Source organism: Arcticibacter sp. (genome assembly GCF_053551015.1).
This window is the reverse complement of sequence record NZ_JBMQOB010000017.1, coordinates 35149-59722: the sequence shown is the minus strand read 5'-3', so window position 1 is coordinate 59722 and position 24574 is coordinate 35149. Positions and strand designations below refer to the sequence as shown.

At 45.9% G+C, this 24574-nt stretch carries 20 protein-coding genes; 8 read left to right on the top strand and 12 right to left on the bottom strand.

Features of this window, described 5'->3' with window-relative positions; translation table 11 throughout:
• Position 1: 1 nt before the first annotated feature.
• The 3 genes from ACO1NU_RS11535 to ACO1NU_RS11525 are packed head-to-tail and all read right to left on the bottom strand — an operon-like array spanning position 2 to position 3666.
• A complete protein-coding gene (locus tag ACO1NU_RS11535; protein ID WP_448818638.1) occupies positions 2 to 2029 on the bottom strand; it encodes an alpha/beta fold hydrolase in 2028 nt (675 codons plus the stop codon).
• Between the two features lie 9 nt (positions 2030 to 2038).
• Positions 2039 to 2428 carry a methylglyoxal synthase gene (locus ACO1NU_RS11530; protein ID WP_448818637.1) on the bottom strand — a complete coding sequence of 130 codons (390 nt, stop codon included), beginning with the start codon at positions 2426 to 2428 and terminating at the stop codon, positions 2039 to 2041.
• Positions 2429 to 2433: 5 nt separating this feature from the next.
• Entirely contained in the window at positions 2434 to 3666 is a 1233-nt protein-coding gene (locus ACO1NU_RS11525; protein ID WP_448818636.1) for a nucleoside recognition domain-containing protein, read from the bottom strand.
• A gap of 261 nt (positions 3667 to 3927) precedes the next feature.
• Between ACO1NU_RS11525 and ACO1NU_RS11520 the strand changes: the two genes are divergently transcribed.
• The 3 genes from ACO1NU_RS11520 (at position 3928) to ACO1NU_RS11510 (ending at position 9275) form a co-directional block, all read left to right on the top strand.
• The gene (locus tag ACO1NU_RS11520; RefSeq protein WP_448818635.1) at positions 3928 to 5835 is read left to right on the top strand and encodes a DUF4914 family protein; all 1908 of its coding nucleotides are present in this window, start codon (positions 3928 to 3930) and stop codon (positions 5833 to 5835) included.
• A gap of 202 nt (positions 5836 to 6037) precedes the next feature.
• Positions 6038 to 6343 carry an RNA recognition motif domain-containing protein gene (locus ACO1NU_RS11515; protein ID WP_448818634.1) on the top strand — a complete coding sequence of 102 codons (306 nt, stop codon included), beginning with the start codon at positions 6038 to 6040 and terminating at the stop codon, positions 6341 to 6343.
• Between the two features lie 256 nt (positions 6344 to 6599).
• A complete protein-coding gene (locus ACO1NU_RS11510) occupies positions 6600 to 9275 on the top strand; it encodes an outer membrane beta-barrel protein (RefSeq protein ID WP_448818633.1) in 2676 nt (891 codons plus the stop codon).
• A gap of 56 nt (positions 9276 to 9331) precedes the next feature.
• On the opposite strand, the gene ACO1NU_RS11505 is transcribed toward ACO1NU_RS11510, so the two are convergent.
• Positions 9332 to 9898 (bottom strand): fasciclin domain-containing protein, encoded by a 567-nt coding sequence (locus ACO1NU_RS11505; RefSeq protein ID WP_448818632.1) that lies wholly within the window; start codon positions 9896 to 9898, stop codon positions 9332 to 9334.
• Positions 9899 to 10111: 213 nt separating this feature from the next.
• Between ACO1NU_RS11505 and ACO1NU_RS11500 the strand changes: the two genes are divergently transcribed.
• The gene (locus ACO1NU_RS11500; protein ID WP_448818631.1) at positions 10112 to 10708 is read left to right on the top strand and encodes an LEA type 2 family protein; all 597 of its coding nucleotides are present in this window, start codon (positions 10112 to 10114) and stop codon (positions 10706 to 10708) included.
• Here ACO1NU_RS11500 and ACO1NU_RS11495 read toward each other — a convergent pair.
• Positions 10703 to 11404, bottom strand: a complete 702-nt coding sequence (locus tag ACO1NU_RS11495) for a class I SAM-dependent methyltransferase (RefSeq protein WP_448818630.1) — start codon at positions 11402 to 11404, stop codon at positions 10703 to 10705. The genes ACO1NU_RS11500 and ACO1NU_RS11495 overlap by 6 nt on opposite strands.
• Before the next feature lie 278 nt (positions 11405 to 11682).
• On the opposite strand from ACO1NU_RS11495, the gene serC reads away from it, so the two are divergent.
• From serC to ACO1NU_RS11475, 4 genes are all read left to right on the top strand, one after another.
• The gene (serC, locus tag ACO1NU_RS11490; RefSeq protein WP_448818629.1) at positions 11683 to 12750 is read left to right on the top strand and encodes a 3-phosphoserine/phosphohydroxythreonine transaminase; all 1068 of its coding nucleotides are present in this window, start codon (positions 11683 to 11685) and stop codon (positions 12748 to 12750) included.
• A 19-nt stretch (positions 12751 to 12769) separates the two neighbouring features.
• Positions 12770 to 13720: a D-2-hydroxyacid dehydrogenase gene (locus ACO1NU_RS11485; RefSeq protein WP_448818628.1), complete on the top strand. Its 951-nt coding sequence runs from the start codon at positions 12770 to 12772 to the stop codon at positions 13718 to 13720.
• A gap of 116 nt (positions 13721 to 13836) precedes the next feature.
• Complete coding sequence (locus ACO1NU_RS11480; RefSeq protein WP_448818627.1) at positions 13837 to 14763, top strand: L-lactate dehydrogenase; 927 nt, start codon at positions 13837 to 13839, stop codon at positions 14761 to 14763.
• Between the two features lie 18 nt (positions 14764 to 14781).
• A complete protein-coding gene (locus ACO1NU_RS11475; protein WP_448818626.1) occupies positions 14782 to 15453 on the top strand; it encodes a hypothetical protein in 672 nt (223 codons plus the stop codon).
• A 20-nt stretch (positions 15454 to 15473) separates the two neighbouring features.
• On the opposite strand, the gene ACO1NU_RS11470 is transcribed toward ACO1NU_RS11475, so the two are convergent.
• Genes ACO1NU_RS11470 through ACO1NU_RS11440 form a run of 7 tightly spaced genes read right to left on the bottom strand, consistent with a single transcriptional unit; the run spans position 15474 to position 24524 of the window.
• Entirely contained in the window at positions 15474 to 16778 is a 1305-nt protein-coding gene (locus tag ACO1NU_RS11470; RefSeq protein ID WP_448818625.1) for a bifunctional folylpolyglutamate synthase/dihydrofolate synthase, read from the bottom strand.
• A 24-nt stretch (positions 16779 to 16802) separates the two neighbouring features.
• Complete coding sequence (locus tag ACO1NU_RS11465; protein ID WP_448818624.1) at positions 16803 to 17621, bottom strand: energy transducer TonB; 819 nt, start codon at positions 17619 to 17621, stop codon at positions 16803 to 16805.
• Positions 17622 to 17624: 3 nt separating this feature from the next.
• Positions 17625 to 18020 (bottom strand): ExbD/TolR family protein, encoded by a 396-nt coding sequence (locus ACO1NU_RS11460; RefSeq protein ID WP_448818623.1) that lies wholly within the window; start codon positions 18018 to 18020, stop codon positions 17625 to 17627.
• 6 nt (positions 18021 to 18026) lie between these two features.
• Positions 18027 to 18731 carry a MotA/TolQ/ExbB proton channel family protein gene (locus ACO1NU_RS11455; protein WP_448818622.1) on the bottom strand — a complete coding sequence of 235 codons (705 nt, stop codon included), beginning with the start codon at positions 18729 to 18731 and terminating at the stop codon, positions 18027 to 18029.
• 5 nt (positions 18732 to 18736) lie between these two features.
• On the bottom strand, positions 18737 to 19789 hold the full coding sequence (locus ACO1NU_RS11450) for an HU domain-containing protein (RefSeq protein ID WP_448818621.1): 1053 nt from the start codon (positions 19787 to 19789) through the stop codon (positions 18737 to 18739).
• 40 nt (positions 19790 to 19829) lie between these two features.
• The gene (locus tag ACO1NU_RS11445; protein WP_448818620.1) at positions 19830 to 21488 is read right to left on the bottom strand and encodes a hypothetical protein; all 1659 of its coding nucleotides are present in this window, start codon (positions 21486 to 21488) and stop codon (positions 19830 to 19832) included.
• A gap of 6 nt (positions 21489 to 21494) precedes the next feature.
• The gene (locus tag ACO1NU_RS11440; RefSeq protein ID WP_448818619.1) at positions 21495 to 24524 is read right to left on the bottom strand and encodes a tetratricopeptide repeat protein; all 3030 of its coding nucleotides are present in this window, start codon (positions 24522 to 24524) and stop codon (positions 21495 to 21497) included.
• Between the last annotated feature and the right edge of the window lie 50 nt (positions 24525 to 24574).

Below are 24574 nucleotides of genomic sequence, written 5' to 3'. Positions count from 1 at the left end.
GTTATAAAGTTTCTTTCAGCCACTTGAAGAATTCACGCTGCCAAACCTGAGCATTCTGAGCGCCTATTACCCAGTGATTCTCATTAGGAAGATAGACAAGTCTGCTTTTTATACCCTTCAGTTGGGCAGCCTGGAACGCTTCCAGTCCTTGTTCAACAGGGACCCGGTAATCAATTCCTCCCTGAACGATCATGATCGGCGTGTTCCATTTATCTACGAATTCGATAGGGCTCGACTTTTTGTAGCTTACCGGAGGATTGTTTCCCCAGTAAGGACCACCCACGTCTTTGTTGGCAAACCACAGTTCTTCCGTTGTTCCATACCAGCTGCGCAAGTCAAAAAGACCGTCGTGAGCAATAAAGCTCTTGAATCGGTTTTCGTGTATGCCCGCAAGCATGAAAACGGAGTATCCACCATAGCTCGCACCCACGGCGCCGAGCCTGTCTTTATCCACATAAGGTTCTTTCGCGATGTCATCTATAGCGGCCAGATAGTCCCTCATAGGTTGACCACCCCAGTCGCCACTTATCGCTTCATTCCATTTCACCCCATGTCCCGGCATACCACGCCGGTTCGGTGCGATGATAATATAGCCGTTTGCTGCCATTAGCTGGAAGTTCCAGCGGAAAGAGTAGAACTGCGAAAGTGCAGACTGTGGTCCACCCTGACAATATAAAAGAGTAGGATACTTTTTCTTTGGATCGAAGTCCGGGGGATAGATAACCCATGCTAACATGTCCTGATTATCAGAAGTACGTATATGTCTTTCCGATATCTTTCCCATCGCAAGCTTGTCGTACGTGGCTGTATTTACCTCCGTCAGTTGAGTGAGTTTTCCCGTAGCGGAGTTAATTTTATAAAGCTCTGCGGCATGGTTCATGTCCTCCTTCTTCACAATCAGGTCAGCGCCGGCCTGACCAACGATCGTGTTGATATCATGCTGCCCTGTGCTGATCTGACGAATGGGCGAGCGGCCGGGCTTACCCGCAATGCTTGTTATCTCGTATAATTGCTCAGTTCCTTTCGTCGATGCCAGGAAATATATCTTACTGCCGTTTTCGTCCCATCTGAAAGAAGCAACAGTGCCATCCCAATCTTTGGTGAGGTTAGTGGACTTGCCCGTCTTAAAATCGTAAATCACCAGATCGTTCTTGTCTGATTCGTAGCCATCCTCCTTCATACTTAGCCAGGCGATCTTAGAACCAGAACGGTTGTATTCAGGATTGGTGTCGTAACCTTTCAAAGTCTCGCTCAGATTGACCGTCTTTTTGGAAGCAAGCGAATAGAGATAGACGTCGGTGTTAGTACTAACCGCATACTCTTTGCCGAATTTCTTCTTGCTTATGTAAACGATAGATTTACCGTCGGGGCTCCATATCGCATCCTCTTCACCGCCAAAAGGCATTTGAGGAGCGTCGAAGGGCTCATCGGCCATGAGGTCAACTTCATTCCTGATGGTTCCGTCTACGTAATCAGCGACGAAAATATGCTGAAATTTTCCGTCTTCCCAGGTATCCCAGTGTCTGTAGTTCAGATCGTCATAAACATACACGTCAGATTTCTCCAGCTCGGGATAGCGGTCCTTGCTATGAAGCTTCAGAAGCAGAACTTCCTTCGAATATAAAACGCGCTTTCCGTCAGGAGAAAGCCGCAGGTTGCTAAGCGGAGCCTCAAAGTGGCTGATTTGTTTCTTGTTTTCACCAGTAGCATCCATGATCCAGATCTGCCCGCCTTGCAAATAAGTTATTTTACCTGATTTGGCATCAGTAGATATGACCCGCTTCCCACCGTCTGCCGACGTTAGCTGCACGGCCTTTCCTCCGCTTACAGGAACAGAGAAAAGGTTCCTGCTGCTTTTATTTTCTTTAAGATCATAGTTAGTCACTCCATAAATGACATTCTTTCCATCCGCAGTTACCGCCTCACCGGTAACCCTCCCGAGCTTCCAGAGCAGCTCTGGAGTCATCCTGTCTTGTGCGTTCACAACCGTGATCGCCAGAATAAGCCCCATCCCAAGTGTTCTTTTCATTATGAAATATTAATTGTTACTTTCTATTTCTTCAACCAAGCCTAACAGCAGGTATTTTGCAGAGGCCATATTTGTTGCCAGGGGAACATTATGAACGTCGCATACGCGAAGCAGCATCTGGACGTCCGGTTCGTGGGGATGCTTACCCAGCGGATCGCGGAAAAATATGATAGCACTCAGGCTTCCCTCAGCGGCCATAGCAGCTATCTGCGCATCACCTCCTGCAGGTCCGCTCAATTTGCGGGTTACTTCGAGACCGGTTTCCTGAATTTTAGAACCTGTTGTTCCTGTCGCAATCAGGTTCATCGGCTGCAATATATCGTGGTAGGTCTTTACAAAGGCTACCATTTCGTCTTTCTTTCCGTCATGAGCAATGAGTGCAATAGTTTTCTGTTTCATGATTTTTATTTAAAAAATATATATCCAATAAATATAGCTGCTATGAGCCCTACCAGATCTGCTATAAGGCCGCAGGTTAAGGCATAGCGTGGGCGCTTGATGTTGACAGAACCGAAGTATACGGCTAAAACATAAAAGGTTGTTTCAGTAGAACCCTGGATGATACTGGCAAGCCGTCCTTCGAACGAGTCGGCGCCATAAGTAGTTAATACATCAACCATTAGTCCGCGTGCACCGCTACCGCTGAGTGTCTTCATAATTCCTACAGGAAGCGCAGGTACGAAAGAGGTGTCGAGTCCGCAGGCGGCAACAATTGAGCCGATTCCATTGACCAGATAGTCCATACATCCGGTAGCACGAAAGGCACTAATGGCTACCAGGATAGCGATCAGGAAAGGAATGATCATGACTGATGTTTTAAAGCCATCCTTGGCTCCGTCGATAAAGGACTCATAGACATTAATCTTTTTTATCGCGCCGTATCCAACAAAAAGAGTGATAATCGAAAAAATAATAATTCCACCCAACAGGCCTGTATAGACTTCAATTTGGTCGGGGGGCATTCCTCCAAGCCAGAAATACAGCCCGGTCATCAGAGCCACAAACCCACCAATAAAGATTAGAACGGGTAGTTTAAAGAGGTTTATTCTCTGATACAGAGCTACGGCGATCATCCCGGAGACGAATGAAATGAATGTACCGATCAAAGAAGGTATGAAAATATCTGCGGGGTTCGCGGCGCCGTTTGCCATTCTCAACGCGATCACAGAGGTAGGTATAATCGTCAGACCTGCAGTGTTCAATACCAGAAACATAATCTGGGAGTCGGTGGCAGTGTCCTTGTCCGGATTCAGATCCTGCAGGTCTTTCATAGCTTTCAGCCCCATTGGAGTTGCCGCATTGTCGAGTCCAAGCATATTAGCCGAAAAGTTCATGATCACCGAACCTGAAGCAGGGTGACCTTTAGGAATCCCCGGAAACAGCTTGCTAAAGAAGGGGTTGACAGCCCTGGCAAACATGGCAATCATCCCGGCATTCTCGCCAATCTTCAGGATGCCGAGCCAGAAGGTCATAATACCTATTAATCCAATGGAGATTTCGGCGCCTGTCTTCGCGCTGTCGAACATGCCGTTCATGACCTGGGTAAAGACCAGGGTATCTCCAAAGAAAATCAGCTTTACCAGTGCTACAATGAACGATATTAAAAAAAAAGCAACCCAGACGTAATTAAGAGCCATATATTCTGCTAATCGCGGTTTAACCGGCTAAATCTACAAAAAATCGTTACAAAACCTGTCCCTCTCTGCAGGATCAATTATATCTTGATTTTTACATAAGAAAAGCATCTACGATTTTGCTAAAACACTACGAAATGATCGTTTTGTTGCGAAAATCACTTCGAATTACATTAAACTATGATGTTCGTCATTTCCAAAACTCCAAAGGATGATTACAATTGCATCGTATATCAATGAGGTTCCCAATCTCATAAAAGCATTATGGAAAAATCCTTATTTAAAAAGTTTGTACTACCTCTGGAACTCGAACGGATCGTCGAATCGAAAGAAATTATTCTTGCGGAAAGCAGGGAAGATCTTAGTGATCTGGCACTCGGCAGAATTCAGGGGCATACCTATGAAGTATCCTATGATACTCCTGGTCTAGGCAAAGTCGTTGAGGCAACTGTCGTCAGATGCAAAAACGGAATTTCGGTCAACTACACAGATCCTTACCTGAGGAGACGTGACCCGGATTGTATGGTTATCGCCGATAGCAATCCAACCGACAAGCCCAAGTTTGAAGATAAGTATGGTACAGATTTTTCTGACTTGCGAAATGCCACGTTTGAATGGCTGGCAGAGCAGGATGAACTGATTCTAGTTCCCTTTATGGCTGGCGGTGATGAAACAGGTTATCCTTCATTGTTGGTTGCACCGGCAAATGCAGGCTTTTTTGCAGCCGCGCTGGCAGATCTGCAGGGCTTTATCCCCCGGAGCAAAATGCCTCATGAGTTTAAGCCCCGTGCCGTGATTTATCTGGCACCTCCGTTCAGACATACACATTTCGGTGGTAAACAGGTGGTTGTTCACAATCGCTTAGATAAGATGCACGAAATGTTCGCATATAACCTGTATCCCGGACCAAGTGCTAAAAAGGGAATATATGCCGTTTTGCTGGACATAGGCGAAGAAGAAGGCTGGACATGTCTGCATGCTTCAGCGGTAAAGATAACCACCCCGTACGAAAATGAATTTACCATCATGCATGAAGGTGCCAGCGGCGGGGGTAAGAGTGAGATGACCGGTGCAATACAACGGGAAGCGGATGGCCGTCTCCTTTTGGGCACTAACCTGAAAAGTAAAGAGAAGTACTACCTTGACATAAAAGACTCATCTGAGTTACAACCTGTAACGGATGATATGGCGCTTGCCCTTCCGGGATTCCAGAACGGCAAAAAGCTGGTGATTAAGGATGCTGAATATGGATGGTTCCTCAGAATCAATCATATTGACCAGTACGGAACAGATCCTGATATTGAAAGAGCTACTATTCATCCACAGGAACCGCTCGTATTCCTGAGTATCGATGGTAAGCCGGATGCGACCTGTCTGATTTGGGAACATACTCTCGACAGTCCTGGTAAACCATGCACAAATCCACGCGTAATATTGCCAAGGCGCTTCGTTCGCAACACCGTTGATCAGCCTGTGGAAATAGATATCAGAAGCTTCGGGATAAGGACGCCGCCTAGTACCAGAGAGAATCCAAATTACGGAATCATTGGTATCTTCCATATTCTTCCTCCTGCATTGGCATGGCTGTGGAGGCTGGTAGCTCCGAGAGGACACGCTAACCCGAGCATCATGAGTACGGAAGGCATGAGTAGTGAAGGAGTGGGATCTTACTGGCCATTTGCAACAGGGCGCCGTGTTGATCAGGCGAACTTATTGCTTGAGCAGGTATTAAACACACCTCTTACACGCTACATTCTAATTCCGAATCAGCACATCGGTGCTTACGAAGTCGGCTTTATGGGACAATGGATCGCACGGGAGTATCTTTCCCGCAGAGGCAATGTAAGCTTTAAAAAGGAACCTTTGGTTCCTGCCCGTACCCCTTTGCTGGGCTATGCACTGGAGTCATTGAAGATCGATGGTCAGGTTATTCCTAAACATTTCCTGCAAGTTGATCTACAAAAAGACAATGGAACTGAAGGGTATGATGCCGGAGCGCAGATATTAACCGACTTCTTCAAGAAGGAGCTGAAAAAATACCTGGTTCCTGATCTTCATCCTTTGGGAAGGAAAATCATCGAGACATGCCTCAACGATGGAACGCTGCCGGATTATGTGGATCTTATTCAATATCCACTGGAAAGCAAAATCATCGAAGCAACTATAGCATAGGCGGATCTGTCCGTTAAATAAGAGCTGTGCCGTCCGGACGCCATCTGGCGTTCGGGCAGCCTTCCACCAGGCAAACCGCTAAAGTGGTGCACCTGGCTTTTTAAAAAAGACACATAACTTCGTGAAAAACAAGTTATGTGTCAATAGAATTACAGTTTCTTAAATTAAAAAGCCGTACATTTGAATAAATTTTAAAGTTTTAATGAAGATATTTATTGCAGGTCTTCCTTTCGAAGTAGAGGAAGCAGAATTAAGAGCGGTCTTTGGTGATTTCGGCGTAGTTAAATCACTTAGAATTATTAAAGATCGTGAGACAGGCAAAAGCAGAGGCTTTGGCTTTGTCGAAATGCCGAACGATGAAGAGGCTAAAGAAGCTATCAAGAACATGAATGGTGGAGACTACAATGGAAGTAAGATCACCGTTAAGGTAGCTGAAGATAAACCGAATGATGGTCAGAACCGTGGTTTCAACCGCGGAGGTGGCAGCAGAGGCGGCTATAACCGATAACATATACAAAAGGGCTGTAATCAGCCCTTTTGCTTTATTATGACTACAGTATTCCCATAATGCTAAGAGTCGTTGATCTTGTATACAGCATCCGCAACCTCCTGTCGCTTCTGTTGCAATTTCGTAAAAAGATTCATAGTCCATATTAGAACGCTGCTGGCCTCGTTTAAAGTGCATGCCCCAGAGATCCTCTTAACAGCGCTAAACCATAATTAGTTGTTTTACTAGAGGCATATTCTTTATTATTGCATTATAGATGAAAGTATTTGTAATCCTGTTTGCACTATTACTGTCCTCTCCATGTCTGACTGCTCAAAGTATCAAATATTTTGTAAGAGGGACTTTGCAGGATACTACTGGTACCGGGATTTCAGGTGCAACAGTCTTACTTACCTCTGATCTCGATTCAATCAGCGTCCGCACCAACGAGAAAGGCTTCTATTCCTTCAAAGATGTATTGTCATCAACCTTTAAACTTTCTTTGTCAAACCTGGGATATCAGTCTCTGGAAAGACAGTATGAACTGGATCCTGAAAACTTCTTTATCGACCTGGAGCCTCTTCAACTACAGGCCCAATCCTATGAGCTGAACCAGATCCTGATAACGGGCAAACAACTCCTTGTCATCAAAAAGGATACGATTGAATATCATTCCCGTAACTACAAGCTTCGTGAAAACGCTTACACGGAAGACCTCATGAGGCTGCTTCCTGGAATTATACTGAGTCGCGATGGAAATATTATAGCGCAGGGAAGGCAGATCTCGAAAATCACGGTGAACGGGCGGGACTTTTTCGGCGGAGACGTGGAAACGGTCATCAAAAATATACCGGCCAACCTGATCGAGAAGATACAGGTCATCAACGACTATGGGGATAAGGGAAGGCTGACGGGCAATAGCGACGGAAGAGCCCAAAAGATCATCAACATCAAAACCTGGGCTAATTTGCGTAAGGGCTATTTCGGAAACACAAATGCCGGTGTCGGTACGGAAGGACGCTACCAGTTGTCTGCTTTAGCCAACTACTTCAATAACAACCGCGAAACCGGTGTATATGGAAATCTGAATAATAATAACTCCAATCTTAGTGGCTCCGGCTACACGCTAAAGAACGGTGGTGATAACGGGTTGACTACATTAAACGCTTTCGGACTGAATCATCGTGAAAAATATAATAAAAACCTGAGTTCCTTTGGGAGCTATAACTTTTCTAACGCTCAGAATGAGCTGTTTTCTGAAACATTTCGTCAAAACATTTATCCTGATAATACGAAGATTACCAACTCAGATACCAGTAGTATCTACAGCAATGCTTATGATCACCTCTTCCAATGGAACCTGGAGTATGACCGCAACAAAGTGGATTATATACAGATCAGCCCCTCAATAGCTTATACCCGGAAGAAGACCGGCAGGGAGGTTGACCTTTCCCAGAGCAAATTGCTCAACTCATTCCTGGCAGATAGCTTACGCCAGATTACTGACGAAGACATTTTCAATTCGACTCCTCTTCTGGGACTTAAAATTGTCGGAAACCACAGGTTCGCGAAGCCAGGCAGGAATATCTTTGCCGAAGTGAACGTTAAAAATGGGGAGAATACATTACGGCAGAGCCTGGACGCCCGGCTGAACTATTTTGACCGGCGGGGAAACCTGACGCTCGACTCCATACAACGAACGTTCCACCGCAACGCAATCGAAAATCTTTCATATTCTGGCAGGCTTTCTTTTACCGAGCCGATGGGAAATGGCTCCATGATCGAGTTAGGGTATATCTATGACTACGCTGAGTATCTGAATGACAGGGAGACAACAAGGGCTTATCAGCGTAAGCGCATTGACTCATTGAGCAATAAGTATACGTACTCCTTCATGACGCATACAGTCAGCCTATCGTTCAGACACAATAGCCAGAAACATTCTTACGCCCTGGGCGTGAGCGTGCAGCCTACCCAGTTAACAGGTGAGTCTATCAGCAGGAATATCTACGTGAACAGGAACGGACTGAACATTGTTCCTGAGTTAAATTATACTTATACATTTTCTTCTGAGAAGTCCTTTGCATTCAACTATGCGGCGAGCAGTAATCCTCCTTCATATCTGCAGCTTCAGCCGGTGAGAGACGTAACCAATCCTCAATACCCTGTTACCGGTAACCCAACGCTCAAATCAGAGCTCTGGCATACCGTGGACTTCTCTTACAACAGTTTCAATTTTGACACCGGAAACACCCTCTTTACCAATTTCAATGCTTCGATTGTACAGGATCAGGTAGTTTCGAATACAGTGCTCGTTTACCAGGAAGGGAATGTCGTTAACCAGGAAACTTTGTTTGAAAATGTGAACGGAGGATTTCAGCTCGGTGGAATCTACAATGCTTCGCTACCTTTGGTTGGACGCAAATTGATTCTGGACATCAATGGTAGTGTCAACTATAATAATAATGTATCTTTAAGTAATTATACCAGAATCAGCGGGAGGAATCTGATTGCATCGCAAAACCTGAGAATGCAGATCAACCCCGGAGGTCGTCTGGAACTCAACCCATCCGTCACCTATACCTTCAACAAAACATCGTATACCATTGACGAATATGAAAAAAATAAACTCTCTTCCTGGGCCCTTAGTGCTTCGGGGAGATTGAACGTAAGCCCTTCATTTATTATCGGTTCTGCACTCGATAAGAACTTCTACAATGGTCTTGCAGGATCAGTAAAGACCAATCCTCTTATCCTGAATACTTATCTTGAACTTCAGTTCCTGAAGAGCAATAGGGGAGCCCTGCGTTTCACAGGTTTTGATCTTTTCAATCAAAATACAAGTGTTCAACGGATGGTCCTCAATAACTCCATTCTCGATAACCGGACGAACAAACTCGGCAGGTACTACATGTTGTTGTTCACCCTGAACATTAATAAATTCGAGACATAACAGAACTCCCGGCCTGTTAGGGCCGGGAGTTCTGTTATGTGGATTAGAGACAGGGATTATTGTTTCGGAACAAGTACATTATTGATGACGTGTACTGTTCCATTGGTTCCTTCTACATCAAAAACAGTTACCAGAGCTTTGTTTCCTGCAGCATCTGAGAGCTCAAGATTCTTATTTTCGTTTACTTTCAGCGTTACTGTGCTACCATCAATGGTATTCAGTGTTGCTACTCCTTTACCGGCGGTAAGGGCCTTTATAATATCATCTTTGGAGTATTTACCGTTCACGATATGGTTTTTAAGGGTCGCTGCCAGTTTCGGCTGCTGAGTCAATAAGCTGTCGCCGGCAGGTACTGATGCAAATGCCTGGTCAGATGGCGCGAATACGGTAAAAGGACCGGCTCCTTTGAGTGTAGATTCTAATCCTGCATTTTTGATGGCAGTAGCCAGACTTGCATTGTAACCCGATGATGCAATTGCCTGTGTCACGTCACCTGAGGGAGCCACCTTTTGAGTGCTTGCTGTAGCCGCGTTGCTGTTACTTGTTGAATCGGTTGTCTGCGCTTGAGTGGTCGCTAAGCCTATTAGCGCTGCAAATGCAGCAGAAAGCATGATCTTTTTCATATGTTATAGATTGTTAATGTTCCGGATAAGGAAAAAACTTTGCCAGAATCGTAGGAGATTATTAAATCGCTTATTTATAGGGGTATAATCAGAATTGGGTGCTGCAGTTAGCCCCGATGATTGCAGAATGCTGCAACAACCTGTTGTCTTACGCACCGCGTGCAAGAGTGCCTGCGACAACAAACTTGCCGCAAAAAGCGTTAGACTTGTCGTATGAAAAATATTATTTATCTGTCTCTGCTGGCGTTTATCTTTTCCGCCTGCGGTGTTAACAAACAGCTTAAACAAGCGAGAGCTTTTGAAAAATGCAAATACGACATTAAATCTGCAGATAGTCTGTATGTCGCCAATGTAAATGTTATGGAAACGCTCAAGTCCGGAAACTTTGATATTGTTAAGTCACCCCGGATCGTGCTTGCACTTCTTCGTAAGAACGTACCCCTGGAAGGGAATATCAATCTGGAGATCAGAAACCCCAGTCCAAACGCGGCAGCTATACGTCAGTTTGAATACAAGTTGCTCATCAAGGGGAGTGAAATCGCCAATGGATTCGTAGATCAGGCGGTTCAGGTTGCAGCAAACGGAGGGAGGGTTGTAGTACCCATAAAGGTCAATGCAAACATGTACGGCTTCCTGTCCGACAGTAAAGCACAGCGCGCCATCCTCGAATTCTTCGATAAGAATTCCAACGATAAAAAGAGTGTACTCACCATTAAGATCAGACCAACAATAGGACTGGGCAACAAGGACGTGAAATTTCCGGGTTATATTACTATCGACAAGGAAATCACCAGGAACATCTTATTATAATCCTTGTTCGTCAGTACGACTGAGCTTCATGAGGAACTGGTCTGTGGACTCCATTAACAGGAGCTCACAGCTCCAGCCTTCCTGTTCAGCAACTTCCCTGAGTGTATGCTGATCAACATAGAGCCACTGAAACCATTCTCCAAGTTGGTTTTTATATCGGTAGCGATAGCCGATCTCACCATAATAATGATCTTTGGGAAAGGGCTGACTCTGATAAAGATAGCTCAGGTCAGATGAATCAAATACCAGTCGGCCGCCAGGATTCAGCAGTTGCTGCGCATGATGAAGAAAGGCTTCCAGCTTAGAGAGCGAGGAGCAGAGCCCGATTCCGTTCATCAATAGCAGGATGGTATCGAACTTCTCGGCCTCATATGCAAAAAAGTCCTCATTCACTACCTGCTTCACGCCACGTTCCCTCATGATTTCGCAGGCTTCAGCAGAGATCTCCAGTGCGGTCACATCCATCCTGTTTTGCTGCAGTACGAGGGCATGTGATCCTACTCCGGCACCGACATCCAAAACGCGCCCTTTACAATATTTAAGAGCAAGCCTCTCGATTTCCGGCATCTCCTCATAATCTCTGAAAAAAACGTCGACCGGCATTTCTTCCGGGTCTCCATACGTATTATACAACCAGAGTGTAGGAACGTGTCTGTCCTCGTAATAATCCCGTAATGCCTGTCCAAATACATCCATCGTCCTGCAAAGAAAAGAATTTCAAATGATATGTGAGGCCCATTGGATCTATAGCAAGCCTGATCAAATCCAAGCTACTGAATATCTCTATCATAGATGCCGGATGTGCAGAGGAGATGTTTGTGGGGGCTTCGCATCTGCCACAAGCCACATGCAAGTAAGTTGCCAGTGATTGAATAAGTGAGAAGTTTTTTAAATATTACAAGGATATTTCATTTTCTCCTGTATTTCCTTAATAAAACTTATAAATTTGGCGCATTACTAACAAGAGTTATACCATGAAATATAATTTCGGCGCCGGACCCTGTATTTTGCCACAGGAAGTTTTTAAACAAGCATCAGAGGCAGTATTAAATTTTAACAATACCGGACTTTCCATTCTTGAGATTTCTCACCGTGCCCCAGAATTCGAAGCTGTAGTTGACGAAACACTGGCTCTTATTAAGGAGCTTTTAAACGTTCCTGAAGGCTACTCAGTACTTCTGTTGCAGGGTGGAGCAAGTTTACAGTTTACAATGGTTCCTATGAACCTTTTAGGCGAAGGTCAAACTGCCGCATACCTGGATTCAGGAGCCTGGTCAAGTAAGGCAATTAAGGAGGCGAAGCTTTTCGGAAACGCAAATGTTGTAGCATCATCAAAAGATGCCAATTACACTTTCGTTCCTAAAGACTTTGAAATCCCTGCTGACGCAGCATATTTCCATTGCACTTCCAACAACACCATCTTCGGAACGGAGCTCTTCAGCTTTCCTGAAACAACTGTGCCAATCGTTTCAGATATGTCATCAGATATTTTCAGCCGTCAGATCAATGTTGCTGATTTCGGTATTATCTATGCCGGTGCACAGAAGAATATGGGACCTGCAGGTCTTACCCTGGCAATCGTCAAAGATGAACTAATGGGTAAGTCAGGCCGCAAGCTTCCTTCGATGCTCGACTACAAAGTTCATGCAGATAACAAATCACTTTACAATACACCGGCTGTATTCTCTATCTACGCATCATTATTAAACCTGAGATGGCTGAAAGCCAAAGGTGGCGTAGCTGCAATCGAGAAAGAAAATATCGAAAAATCTGAAGCGCTCTACGCAGAGATCGATCGCAACCCATTATTTAAAGGTCCTTGTGCAGTAGAAGACAGATCTCGTATGAACGTTTGTTTCGTAATGGAGAACGCTGAACTTGAAAAGCCATTCCTGAAATTTGCTGAAGAACGTGGAATGATCGGCATCAAAGGCCACCGCAGTGTAGGAGGATTCAGAGCCTCTATTTACAATGCTTTACCTCTTTCTTCTGTTCAGGCTCTTATCGATACGATGAAAGAGTTTGCAGATAACAACGCTTAGATAAAACAAATACAAGACAATGATAAGAATACTTGCAAATGATGGTATAGACGCTGTCGGTAAGAAATTACTTGAAGAAGCCGGCTTTACTGTCGAAACACAAAACATTCCTCAGGATCAGCTTCCGGAAGCTTTAAAGAACTTTGATGCTATCACTGTACGCAGTGCTACCAAGGTGAGAAAAGACCTGATTGATGCTTGTCCTAATCTGCGACTGATCGGTCGTGGTGGAGTAGGAATGGACAATATTGATGTTGAATATGCACGTGAAAAAGGACTTGCAGTGGTAAACACACCTGCTGCATCTTCTCCCTCCGTTGCTGAATTAGTATTTGCTCACCTGTTCACGGGTATCCGTTTCCTGCACGATTCAAACAGGAAAATGCCAGTTGATGGCGCTACACAGTTCAATTCGCTGAAGAAAGCTTACGCGAAAGGCATCGAGTTGAAAGGTAAAAAGATCGGTATTATCGGATTTGGCCGTATCGGTAGAGAGACTGCAAAGATAGCCCTGGGTTTAGGCATGGAGGTTCTTGCATACGACCTGTATGATGTTCCTGCAACCTTGCAGCTGAACCTTGCTGGTGGCATCAATGTAGATGTTCCGGTAACGAAGGTTGAATTCAATGAACTGATCACCGATAGTGACTTCATCAGTTTGCACATTCCTTTCCTGGATAAACCGATCCTTGGAGCGCATGAATTCGCAAGAATGAAAACAGGCGTAGGGATTGTAAACTGTTCGCGCGGAGGTACTATCGACGAAGAAGCACTGATCGAAGCCTTAAATAACGGAACTGTCAGCTTCGCCGGACTGGACGTGTTTGATAACGAACCAACTCCTCGTCAGGAGATCCTTGTTCATCCTAAAATCTCTCTCACTCCACATATCGGAGCTGCTACTAACGAAGCACAGGAGCGTATAGGAGTTGAACTGGCTAGTCTGATTATTGATTTCTTCAAGAAATAGTTGAAAAGATTCTCATAGTTGAAGGCTGCATAAGAACTATGCAGCCTTTTTTTGTGAACTATTTTCCTCCGAATACTGTTGTCAATTGTATCTTGTGATTCAAATACGCACATCTCATGTCATTAAAAAATAAGAAAAGCCGCATTGTCATCATTGGAGCCGGAGCTGTAGGTTCCACTACTGCCTATACACTTCTATTAAGGGAGCGGATGGATGAGCTCGTACTCATTGATGCGAACCAGGAAAAAGCTGTTGGCGATGCTCTGGATATGAGCCACGGTTTACCCTTTCTCGGACAATCAAAGGTCTGGGCGGGTAGCTATGAGGACTGCCGCGGTGCTGATATCATCATTATCACTGCCGGAGCCGCTCAGCGTGATGGTGAATCCCGGATAGACCTTTTGAAACGGAATGTTGCCATTTTTGAGAGCATCACTACTGAGGTGCTTAAATACAATACCGACGGTATTCTGCTTATTGCCTCCAACCCGGTTGATGTGATGAGTTACTTCACATGGAAAAAATCCGGGTGGCCAACCAACAGGATCATCGGCAGCGGAACTTTGCTCGACAGCGCCCGCTTCCGCTACCTGATCGGTGAAAAGCTGAACATTGACTCGCGAAGCGTGCACGCGCATATTATCGGCGAACACGGAGACTCAGAGCTTCCCCTGTGGAGCCTGGCAAACGTAGCCGGCTCCGGACTGTCGCTCTCAGACCAGGATAAAGAAGAAATCTTCTCCGATACCAAAAACGCGGCCTATCAGATCATCAAGGCCAAGGGAGCCACATTCTATGCAATAGCCCTTGCTCTTGACCGGATCTGCACAGCAATCCTCCACAATGAAGCCTCTGTGCTGAATGTTTCCACACTGCTTAATGATTATCATGGAGTGTCGGACGTATTCCTGGGTGTACCCTGCGTAGTAGACCGGAATGGAATCCGAGAGGTATTACCCCTGGAAATCACCGATCAGGAGAAGGAATTACTCCATGCATCTGCTGCCAAGCTAAGGGAAGTCATTGGAACAGTGAGCATGTAGCGCTAAATACACGTATTCATGATTAAATTCAATTATCGATCAGCACTTCTGGTGCTGATCCTGTGCTCACTGGCAGATCATCTGCATGCCCAGCAAAGCTACAAGAACTTCTCTATTGGAATAGGTGGGGGCCTCGTGCATTCTTACACAGACCGGCAGAAGCCTGACTTAAACTATTTGGCTTCGGGGAGTCTGGACTACTATTTCACGCCCTATCTGAATGCCGGGCTTGAACTTCAGGGCGGTACCATGTCAGGTTCCAGCATAAATGCCGACAATGGGCGTACCGAAGGTTTCAACAGTGAGTTCGCTACGTTTCAGGTGAGGGGCAAGGTACACCTCGGGGAGTTTACAGGACGGCCCCGCCGGTACCGCGTTTTTCAGGATTCTTTTATAAGCCGCGTAGCAAAAGGATTATATCTGGGCTCAGGGGGTGGTGTGCTCGTTATACGAAGCCGCGAAAATTCAGAAGCTCTCTACCACAATAAAGAGCTCTATTTGCCTGCTATGGCTGGCATCGACGTGAGTATGGGAGATGATTCGCGAATCTTATTAAACCTCAACTATCAACTCAATTTCGTTTTAGGAGATAAGATAGATGGGCTGGTATCACGGGGATCGAAAAATGATATGTTTAGCTCGCTGACTCTGGGTGTAGCCTATACCTTCGGGCGTTTGCACTACTTGTAGTATTTGGTCAGCTCAGACAATTAGACCACCTCTGCAACTACAAAAGTGCTGCCGCCTACAAATACCAGGTCTGCGTCCTTCGCGCATGCCTGTGCCTCCAAAAGCGCTGCCGTAACACTTGGGTAAGCCTCGCCGGAAAGCCCTGCTGCAAATGCCTCTTTTTTCAGCTCTGATGCCGGTTTGGCCCGCTCTATGTCCGGAGCACAGAAGTAGTATATCGCCTCCTTGGGCAGCATGCTGAGCACCTTGCTAATATCCTTGTCTTTGACCATGCCGATCACCAGGTGAAGCTGCCGGTATGAAATGCCTGCCAAATTTTTAAGTACCTCTCGGATACCATCTTCATTATGACCCGTGTCGCAAATCGTTAGCGGATGATGGCTGATGGTCTGCCATCTGCCCATTAATCCCGTGCGCGAAGTAACCTGCTGTAATCCTGCATAGACTTGCTCATCACTGATGACAAAGCCGGATAGCCTGAGTTGTTCGACTGTCGAGAGCACCGTCTTTACATTCTTGAGCTGATAGGAGCCTGTAAGGTCCAGCGAGAGATCAATCGCCGCGTTAGCATCCGAGGTACCGGCTGTTGTTTTTTCGGCCCTCAGGTGAAGCAGTTGATCGTTTGAAGCCTCCCTACGGTCGGCTTTCCATTCTTCTGAAGCGAAGTAGATAGGGGAATGCTCCCGTGCTGCTTTTTCCAGAAAGACTTCTTTCACCTCTTCAGAGGCTTCGCCAATAACCACCGGCACTTCCGGCTTGATGATTCCGGCCTTCTCAGCAGCGATCTCGGGAAGCGTAGTTCCCAGGATTGCCATGTGGTCATAGCCGATATTGGTGATCACCGATACCAGAGGTTTGATCACGTTGGTGGAATCCAGGCGCCCGCCCAATCCGGTTTCAATCACGGCAATATCGACTTTCTCGTTGGCGAAATAGTCGAACGCCATAGCCACTGTCACCTCGAAAAATGAAGGGTTTACCTCTTCAATCAAACTTCGCTGGGCACTCACAAACGATACGACCTGCTCCTCAGTGATCATCTCCCCATTGATACGGATCCGCTCACGAAAGTCACGAAGGTGTGGAGAAGTATAAAGGCCGGTCTTATAACCGGCCTCTTGTAGTATGGAGGCCAACATGTGCGACGAGGAACCTTTCCCGTTGGTTCCCGCGACATGAACCGCCTTAAACCGGTGCTGCGGATTGCCGAGTGCGGCACATAGCACCAGGGTATTATCAAGATCTTTCTTAATCGCTGAAGCACCCTGCTTTGAAAACATGGGCAAGCGTGAATACAGGTATTCAACAGTTTGACGGTAGTCCATTTGAGTAAGCTATATTCCTTCGCCTTACTTTACCTTGAAGTTAAAGACTACTACACCGATCTGCACATCCGGAGCTGATTCCAGCTGGTTCAGACTAGCGCCCAATACCGCTTGTTCACACTTTCTCCAAAGCGCCTGATCCGATAGAGTGGTTCCTTTAACACCGGCTCGGGCAAATACAACCTGACCTCGTTTGTCGACCCGGATCTCCACGGCAATACGCCCTGATAGCTGACCTTCATCCGAAATCTTAGGCAGGTTCATGAACCTTCTGCTCGCCAGATCCAGCTTCACGTTTCCAAAACCCGATCCGCCGCTGCCATAATTTGGTGCCAGAGGATCCCCGTCAACGTCACCCTGATTACCAGGAGTACTGCCGGTACCGTCACCGAGGCCTGAGCCTTTGGTCTTTTTACCTTTGTACAGCGCATTCTGGTTAACCGCCGGCTTTGAAGGTTTCTCTTCAGCAGCAGTTGCGGGAGCCGTCGATGTTGTCTTTTTCGGACTAGCCTTTATAACCGGAGCATCTTCCATCTCCTGAGTCACTACCGTTTTCTCGCTGGTTTCAGCTGAGGGGGTAGGTTGGGGCTGTGATTCTTCAACTACTTTGTCGGGCGGAGTATTATTAGCATTCGGATCCATGGACGGCTCCTCTATGCTCATGTAATCCTCACCCATACCTTCCTCAGCAGTTCCGTAGTTCACGATGATGCCACCGGTTCCTACTTCCTGAGGAGTGTTCATTCCGAAACGCAGGATATAGCAGAGGAGCAGAAATGCAGCCATTAAAGCTCCGGCAATCATAAACGCCTTCGGATAATTATTTTCTTCCTGGTACTGCATACCTTACTTAGGTTCTGTTGCTAAAACAAGTTTTATAGCCAATCTGTTGGCAACATCCATAATCTGAACAACGTCCTGAATAGCAACCTTGCGGTCAACATATAATACAATTGTCAGCTCATCTGTCTGCTGCTTCAAACCCTGCAATCTGCTCTCTAATTCGGTGACAGCTACAGGCTGCTTATCCAGAAAATACTCCAGGTTTTCTGTTACTGATATAGTAACGGTTTTCTTGGATACAGATTGTCCGGTATCCGACTTGGGCAGCATCAGCTTAATCACGTTCGGATTGGTCACTGTAGAAGCGATCAGGAAGAACAGCATCAGGAAGAACATGATATCGTTCATCGCCGAAGTATTTACTTCAGCTGCCGGTCTATTTCTCTTTCTTAAATTCATGCCTGTTTATCTTCCTGGTTCGTCTAACAGATCTACAAACTCGATAGCATCTGTTTCCATTCTTAAAATAACGCGGTCAACCATGATGTTCAGGATATGGTAACCTACGTATGCAAGGATACCGATAGCCAGACCTGTGGCTGATGTAATCATTTTCTCGTATAAACCTCCCGCGATAAGACCAATACTGATGTTATCAGCTAAAGAGATGTTGTAAAAAATCTTGATAACCCCAAGGATGGTACCCACGAACCCAAGCATTGGTGCAATACCTGCTACGATACCAAGGATACTGATGTTTTTCTCCAGCTTTGAAACCTCCAGCTTACCCAAGTTTTCAATCGCTCCCTCAATTTCCTTGATCGGACGACCAATACGGAGAAGTCCCTTTTGAAGCATGCGTCCTAGTGGAGAGTTGCTGTTTCTGCACAATGCAATGGCAGAGTCGAGGTGACCTGTCAGTACACTTTGCTTCACCTGCGACATCAGGTTAGATTCATTTCTTGAAGCTTTTCTGATGGTGATGTAGCGTTCGATGAAGATGACCAGTCCGAGGAAAAACAAAAGTGCCAGTGGAAGCATCACCCAACCGCCTTTCAGCAGAAGGTCGAAGAAACTGAGTTCCTGTGCTTCCTGCAAAGCCTGGGTAGTAGCAGTTGCCACAGTGTCGGGAGTAACGTTGTTAAAGGAATCGATTTGTAATAAAAACATGTGTGTTATTTTTTAGCTTTATCGTTTACGGTTAAGATCCAGGCCTCTTTGTTAAAGGTACTTTGTACGCGCCGTTTTTCAACATTGGCTGCTTCAAACGTGCTGAACGAACCCAGGCTGATTTTGTATTTTGGTTTTCTTGTATCTTCCACCACCCGGGCTTTGATGCCCCGGCTCTGCATGAGCTTCACATAGGTCTCCGCTTCTGAAGACAAGGCAAAGGATGCGCCGATCACTTCGAATGATGGTGCCGCCGCTACCGCTGCAGGAGCTGTAGCCTTAACAGGCGTTTTGGCCGGTGTGGTAACCGGCGTTGTAGCTGGTGTCCTGACCTGTGTTTTTACGGAATCCTGATGATTGACAGCTGTCCCTGAGGTACTGCTGTCTTTGATTGTTTCTGCGGGCGCCGCTACCGGAGCCGCCTTGCTAGCAGCAGGTGTTTCTACCTTTGGCTTATTCCGTTCTGTTATCGGTTTGTCTGCCGTCAAATTAAACAGGGAGGGTTGGAACACATACAACAGACCTGCTGCGATCAGCAGAATGATGAATGCAATCGTCAGTGTCTTACCCGTACCTGAGGATTCCGACTCCTCCTCCATCACCTCAAGCTGGTTTGCCTGTTCTACCTGTGCGGTATTCAGTGTGCGCACCCTTGATGAGTAAGCAGGGTCCTGAACAGCTGGAAGACCGAAATAGGCAGGGGAGCTATCGGCAGCGATAAGCTGTAAGCCGGAATGTCCGTTCTTGAGAATGCCAATAGGCTGTAGCTCTACCTGGTTATCCGAAGCAAGACTTTGCTGTATGCTGTTGACGAACTTATTAATGAAATAGCGGGATGAGGCTTCCGAGATCTTTTTAGCCTGACTAATGTAACGAACCAGAACATCATCACCGTCCGCAGCAGAGCGGAAGCGCACCTGATCATAAGGAGCTTTAAATACACCTGACGCCTCGTTAAAAGATGCCGGGGTTCTCTCCTTATAGAAAGTGCCTATATCAGAAAGACATACCTCATCATAATCCCGTAGCAATTCCGATATATATAGCGAAATGTTCATTCCCGTAAAATTACACTAAAAAGTCAATCTAGCAAAGATATCAGAATGAATAGTTGATGCCTCCAAGTACGTTCATACCCAGCTGAGGGTAGTATAAGAAGCGTTGGTACTTGTTCCCAACGATATTATTCAGGCGCAGGAAAATACCTACCTTCTCCTGGTAGAGGTACTCTGCTCCGGCGCTGATATCAGCATAGCTTTTCACCTTAACAATGCTCGGAGTAGGGGTAGACAAGATAGCGGATGTTGCGTCATTGAACACAAGCTCTCCATCCAGCGTCAGCTCCTTGGTCACCTTCACACGAGCATTGGTGAACAGTTTGAAGTCTGGTTTGAACCAGGCCTTTTCCTGAACATCCATGTTGTAGTTATTGATCGACACTCTTCCAAGCCAGCTGAATCTTTCAGATACCTTCACATTAATCTCACCCTCTAATCCTGTCACATTCGCGTCGTCATAGATCACGTCGAAACGTTCCGGATTGGTTGGATTATTGATAAACAGTGCCATGTTCTCCAGCTTCTTGTAAGAAAGCGTTGCCTTGTAGCCGAAGCCTGCACCTGCGTTCCCCTTGATACCTCCGTAGAAATTTGCAGTCTCATTGGTGTTGAGGATGCTGATGTTCCTGTTCAGATAAGGGTTCTCATCGGAAAAGTTTCTCAACGTTGATTTATTCACGTCGCCCGTGTAGCCCGCAAAGATGGTGGCAAATTCAGGAACGATCGGCATTTCGGCCGTAATGGCAGGGTAGAGGTTGAAGCCTGAATTGCTACCGAACTCCTGTACCAGATTCGCACCCAGCGTTAACTTGAAGTTGGTGCCCTGTAACTTGATGTATGGGTTAGCCCTGAAAATATGGTTGCCTATAGAGGCTGAGTCTTTCGTTTGGGTAAAGTCCAGTGATGTATTCACACCCACGTTAAATTTATCCCAGACCTTGTTGACAAAGCCGCTCAGCACGAATGCATTTTCCTTTGCGTTGAACTTATCCGAAAGGAAATAAGCATCAGCTTTAAGTGCATAGTCAATCTCGTCTTCTTCACGGTAGTTCTTCAGCATCTCACCTCTCAGCGTAAAGGTATTGTAACGCTGCTTTTCAGGATCAGCACTGAAAGGCTGATTGCTTACCGGATCCAGACCGTAGTAAGTGGTTCCGAACTTCTCAAATCCCAGCTCACCGAACAGGGATACCTGCTCCTGAATGCTTTTTCCGAATATGCCGGCGCTCTGACGGGAGAACTTCTGTCCCTCGTAATCGCCTTTTTGATTCAGGTGCTTCACAAAGAAGCCTGCTTGTAAGGCCTCGTCTGTACCGGTATTAAGATAAAGCTCTGCCAAACCGGTACTGAAGTTACCCAGTCCGAACTTCGCATAATTATTCTTCAGAGGCGGACGGTCACCTTGTACAACCTCCTGAGCCTGCAGCTGACGGATGTCCGTATTCACTTCCAGCTTCTTGTCGAATATCGAGTAGTTAAGTGGGCGTCTGTATACGCTGTTGCTGTTCAAATCGGGACTTCTCCTGATTTTCGCGGCGTCAGCTAAGACAGGTTTATATGGTCGCTCAACGACGATTTCTTCTGTTAACGAACTTTTTGCAGGTTCTGTCTTCTTTGGATCCTCGGTTTGTGCATAAGAAACCGACGAGATCAAAAGCGCGCAGATAGCAGTTGTATATGGAATATGATTCAGTTTCATTCTAGCCTATTTGTTCTTAGTATTCAGTTGATCCAGCTTTGACTTCGCAGTTGGCAGCACGTCGTCCTTACCTTCATAGTTATCCAGTACGCTCTGTAAAGTGGCCTTTGCCTGGAAAGTATCCTTAAGGGCTACATAGTTGTCGGCAAGCAGGATATATGCTTTGGCAACCCAGTAATCCTGAGATTCCATTCTCTTCACCAGGTCCAGTATGTTCTTCTGAGAGGTTTTGTAGTCTTTCTTCTGGTACTGCACATTGGCCACTGTATATAGGGCTTCTGCTCCAGTAGCTGTGGTGGTTTTAGTAGCAACCGCGGTTAGTTCTTTTACGGCAGATGTGGTGTCACCCTTCATCAGGTAAGCCTTTCCACCATAAAGTCCTGCTCTGTTCTTATCATCTTCCGATGCACGGTCAAACGCACGCACAAGCTTCACATACTTCAGCACGTCATCCGGCATGTTCATGTTGCTATACGCTTCCATCAGGTTGTTTACGGCATAGCTGTAGTTCGCCTTGTATTCTGAAGTAGTTTCCAGTTTTTTCAGGTAAACAACAGCTTCATTGTATTTCTTCTGATTCAGGTAAAGCTTGGAAATACTGATCAGCGCACGCTCTGTGTAATCACTCGTCCAGTCATTCAGGATGAAAGTATAGTCGGGAATGGCTTCGTCCGGACGACCCAGCTTCACAAGGCTCTCTGCACGAATAAACTTCGCATGTTTCTCGTAGATCGGCTTAGGGAACTTGTCGAAGTATGCATTGATCGCATCAAATGCTCCCTGTGAGTCGCCCTTCAGGAACAGGTTGTTCGCCGCCTGGAAGGTAATATTGTCTTGCTCTGATGTCGACAGGTTACCAATGCTCGTCGTATTGGCGTATGCCAGGAACCCGTTTGCATCTGCCTTGTCCAGATAGATATTTTTGATCGACTCTAGTGCCAGCTTCGCTTCATCAGTAGTAGAGTAGTCCTGTACCACACGTTGGAAGGTAGCAAGTGCCGCGTCATTCTCATCGCCGTTGTACTGAACCAGACCGATCGTTACCAATGCTCTCGGCACATAGCTGCTTCTCGGATATTTTTCGATCAGCGCCTGCAGGTCGGTCTTTGATTTTTCGTTGTCACCCTTTACGAAATAAGTATAGGCAATCTCGAATCCGGCGTCGTCTGAATAATTTGAATTCGGGAACTGTCGCAGTAAAGCCTCGTGAGTCGAGATTTTCAGGTCGTTCTGTCCCTGTAATCCTTGGATCATTCCTTTCTGGAATAAAGCGTAATCTTCACCTGGACTTTTCCATGCGATGATCTTGTTATACTGCGCCATCGCGGCATCATAGCTCTTCATGACAAAGTAGGAATCCGCTAGCCGGAGAGTAGCATCTACGATGGTATTCTGATCCTTGTCATTACCGTTCAGGAAGCGCAGGAAATAGTTAGAGGCCTTGCTATAGCCTTCATTCTGAAAAGCCGAGTAGCCTAAAGCATAGTTGGCGTAGTTGTAAACGTCTGTTTTCTTTGCAGCCGGCATAGCCAGGAACTTTTCAAACTGGGTAACTGACTCTCCGTATTTACGGACCTCAAACATGGCTTCAGCAAGCCAGTAAGTGGCCAGAGCAGTGATTTCCGGATCGATTGAATTGTTCTGGGAACGCATGAACATCGATATACTGTTTTCAAACGCACGTTCGTTATAGAATTCCAGTCCACGGAAGTAAGTCACACGCTGATAAACCATTTGCGACTCTTCATTTTTGTTCTGTATCGTTTCCAGGATGTTTACTGCTTCCTTGAAGTTTCTGGTCGATAAAAGCACTTCTCCAAGAAGGGTCTTTGCCTCATTTATCCGGGTGGATCTCGGGTAGGTCTTGATGAACTCCTGAACCGCGTCGAGTGCTACGGTATGGAATTCCAGCTCCTGTGAAAGTTTTGCGTAATTCAGCAAGCCTTCCTCTTTCAATTTAGGATCGAAGTCAAGGCGAGATGCCCTGAAAAAGGCGTTGCGGGCACTTTGTTTATTATTGGTTTTGATCAGTGCACTTCCCAGAACGATCATCCCGTTCTGATAATGGATATCCGGAGTGTTCATTTTCTCCAGTTCCTTGATAGCTTTCTCGTATTCTTTCTGCTGTACGTAGATGTAACCAAGCTGATAGTTATCCTGGTTGTTTTGTGTTTTACCCTGATCCAGGTTCTGGAATCTCAGGTAATAGTCGAGCGAGCTCTTGAAGTCTGACTTTGCAAAATATGTTGCTGCCACGATCCGGTACATCTCCGCCTTATATTGCTGGTCGATCGTCTCTATAGCAGGGATAGTATAAGCCAGAACATCATCGTAGCGCTTATCCAGGAAGTACAGAGCAGAAATATAATAAGGATAGCTCGCCCGGTAGCGAGTCGAATTTTTCAGTCGCTCAAATTCTCTTAATGCGGTCTGATAGTCGGCAGCCAGGTAATTCAGGTAAGCGTAGTAATAGATAGATGACTCTGCATACTCACTCTTGCCGTCTTTTAACTCAGCAAATAGAGGTTCTGCACCATTGTAGTTCTTGCCAACGAAATAAGCGTAACCCAGTTTAAACCGGTATTCATCCGCTTCTCTTCCTGCCAGATTGCCCGCTTCTGTCTTACTGAACCATTCTACCGCCTTTTCGTAATTTTTACGGTCAAAATAAGATTTACCTATCTGGAAGTAGGCCGACTTAGTATTGGCACTTGCAGGGTTTTCTTTGATGAAGTGCAAAAATAGACTTTCAGCGTTGTCATTACCCAGCTCCAGCGCACAAACTGCCTGGTAGAATTGAGCATTTTCCTTTAAAAGGGATATCTGCTCATTTTCGGGAAGTGGCTGGGAGGATGGACTAAGGCCGGATTGTTCTACGCGACTGAACTGTTCACTTGCCGCCACATATTTCTTTTTCTCAAAAAGCTCTAATCCACTTTTATAAGCCTGGTTGATGGTAAACCATTCCGATTGCTGGGCTTCTGCTAAATGAAAAAAGCATACAAATGACGTAGCAAGTATATATTTTCTAAGCATATCAAATTTTAAAATCGCTAAATAACAAGTTATAAACCACACTTGCACAC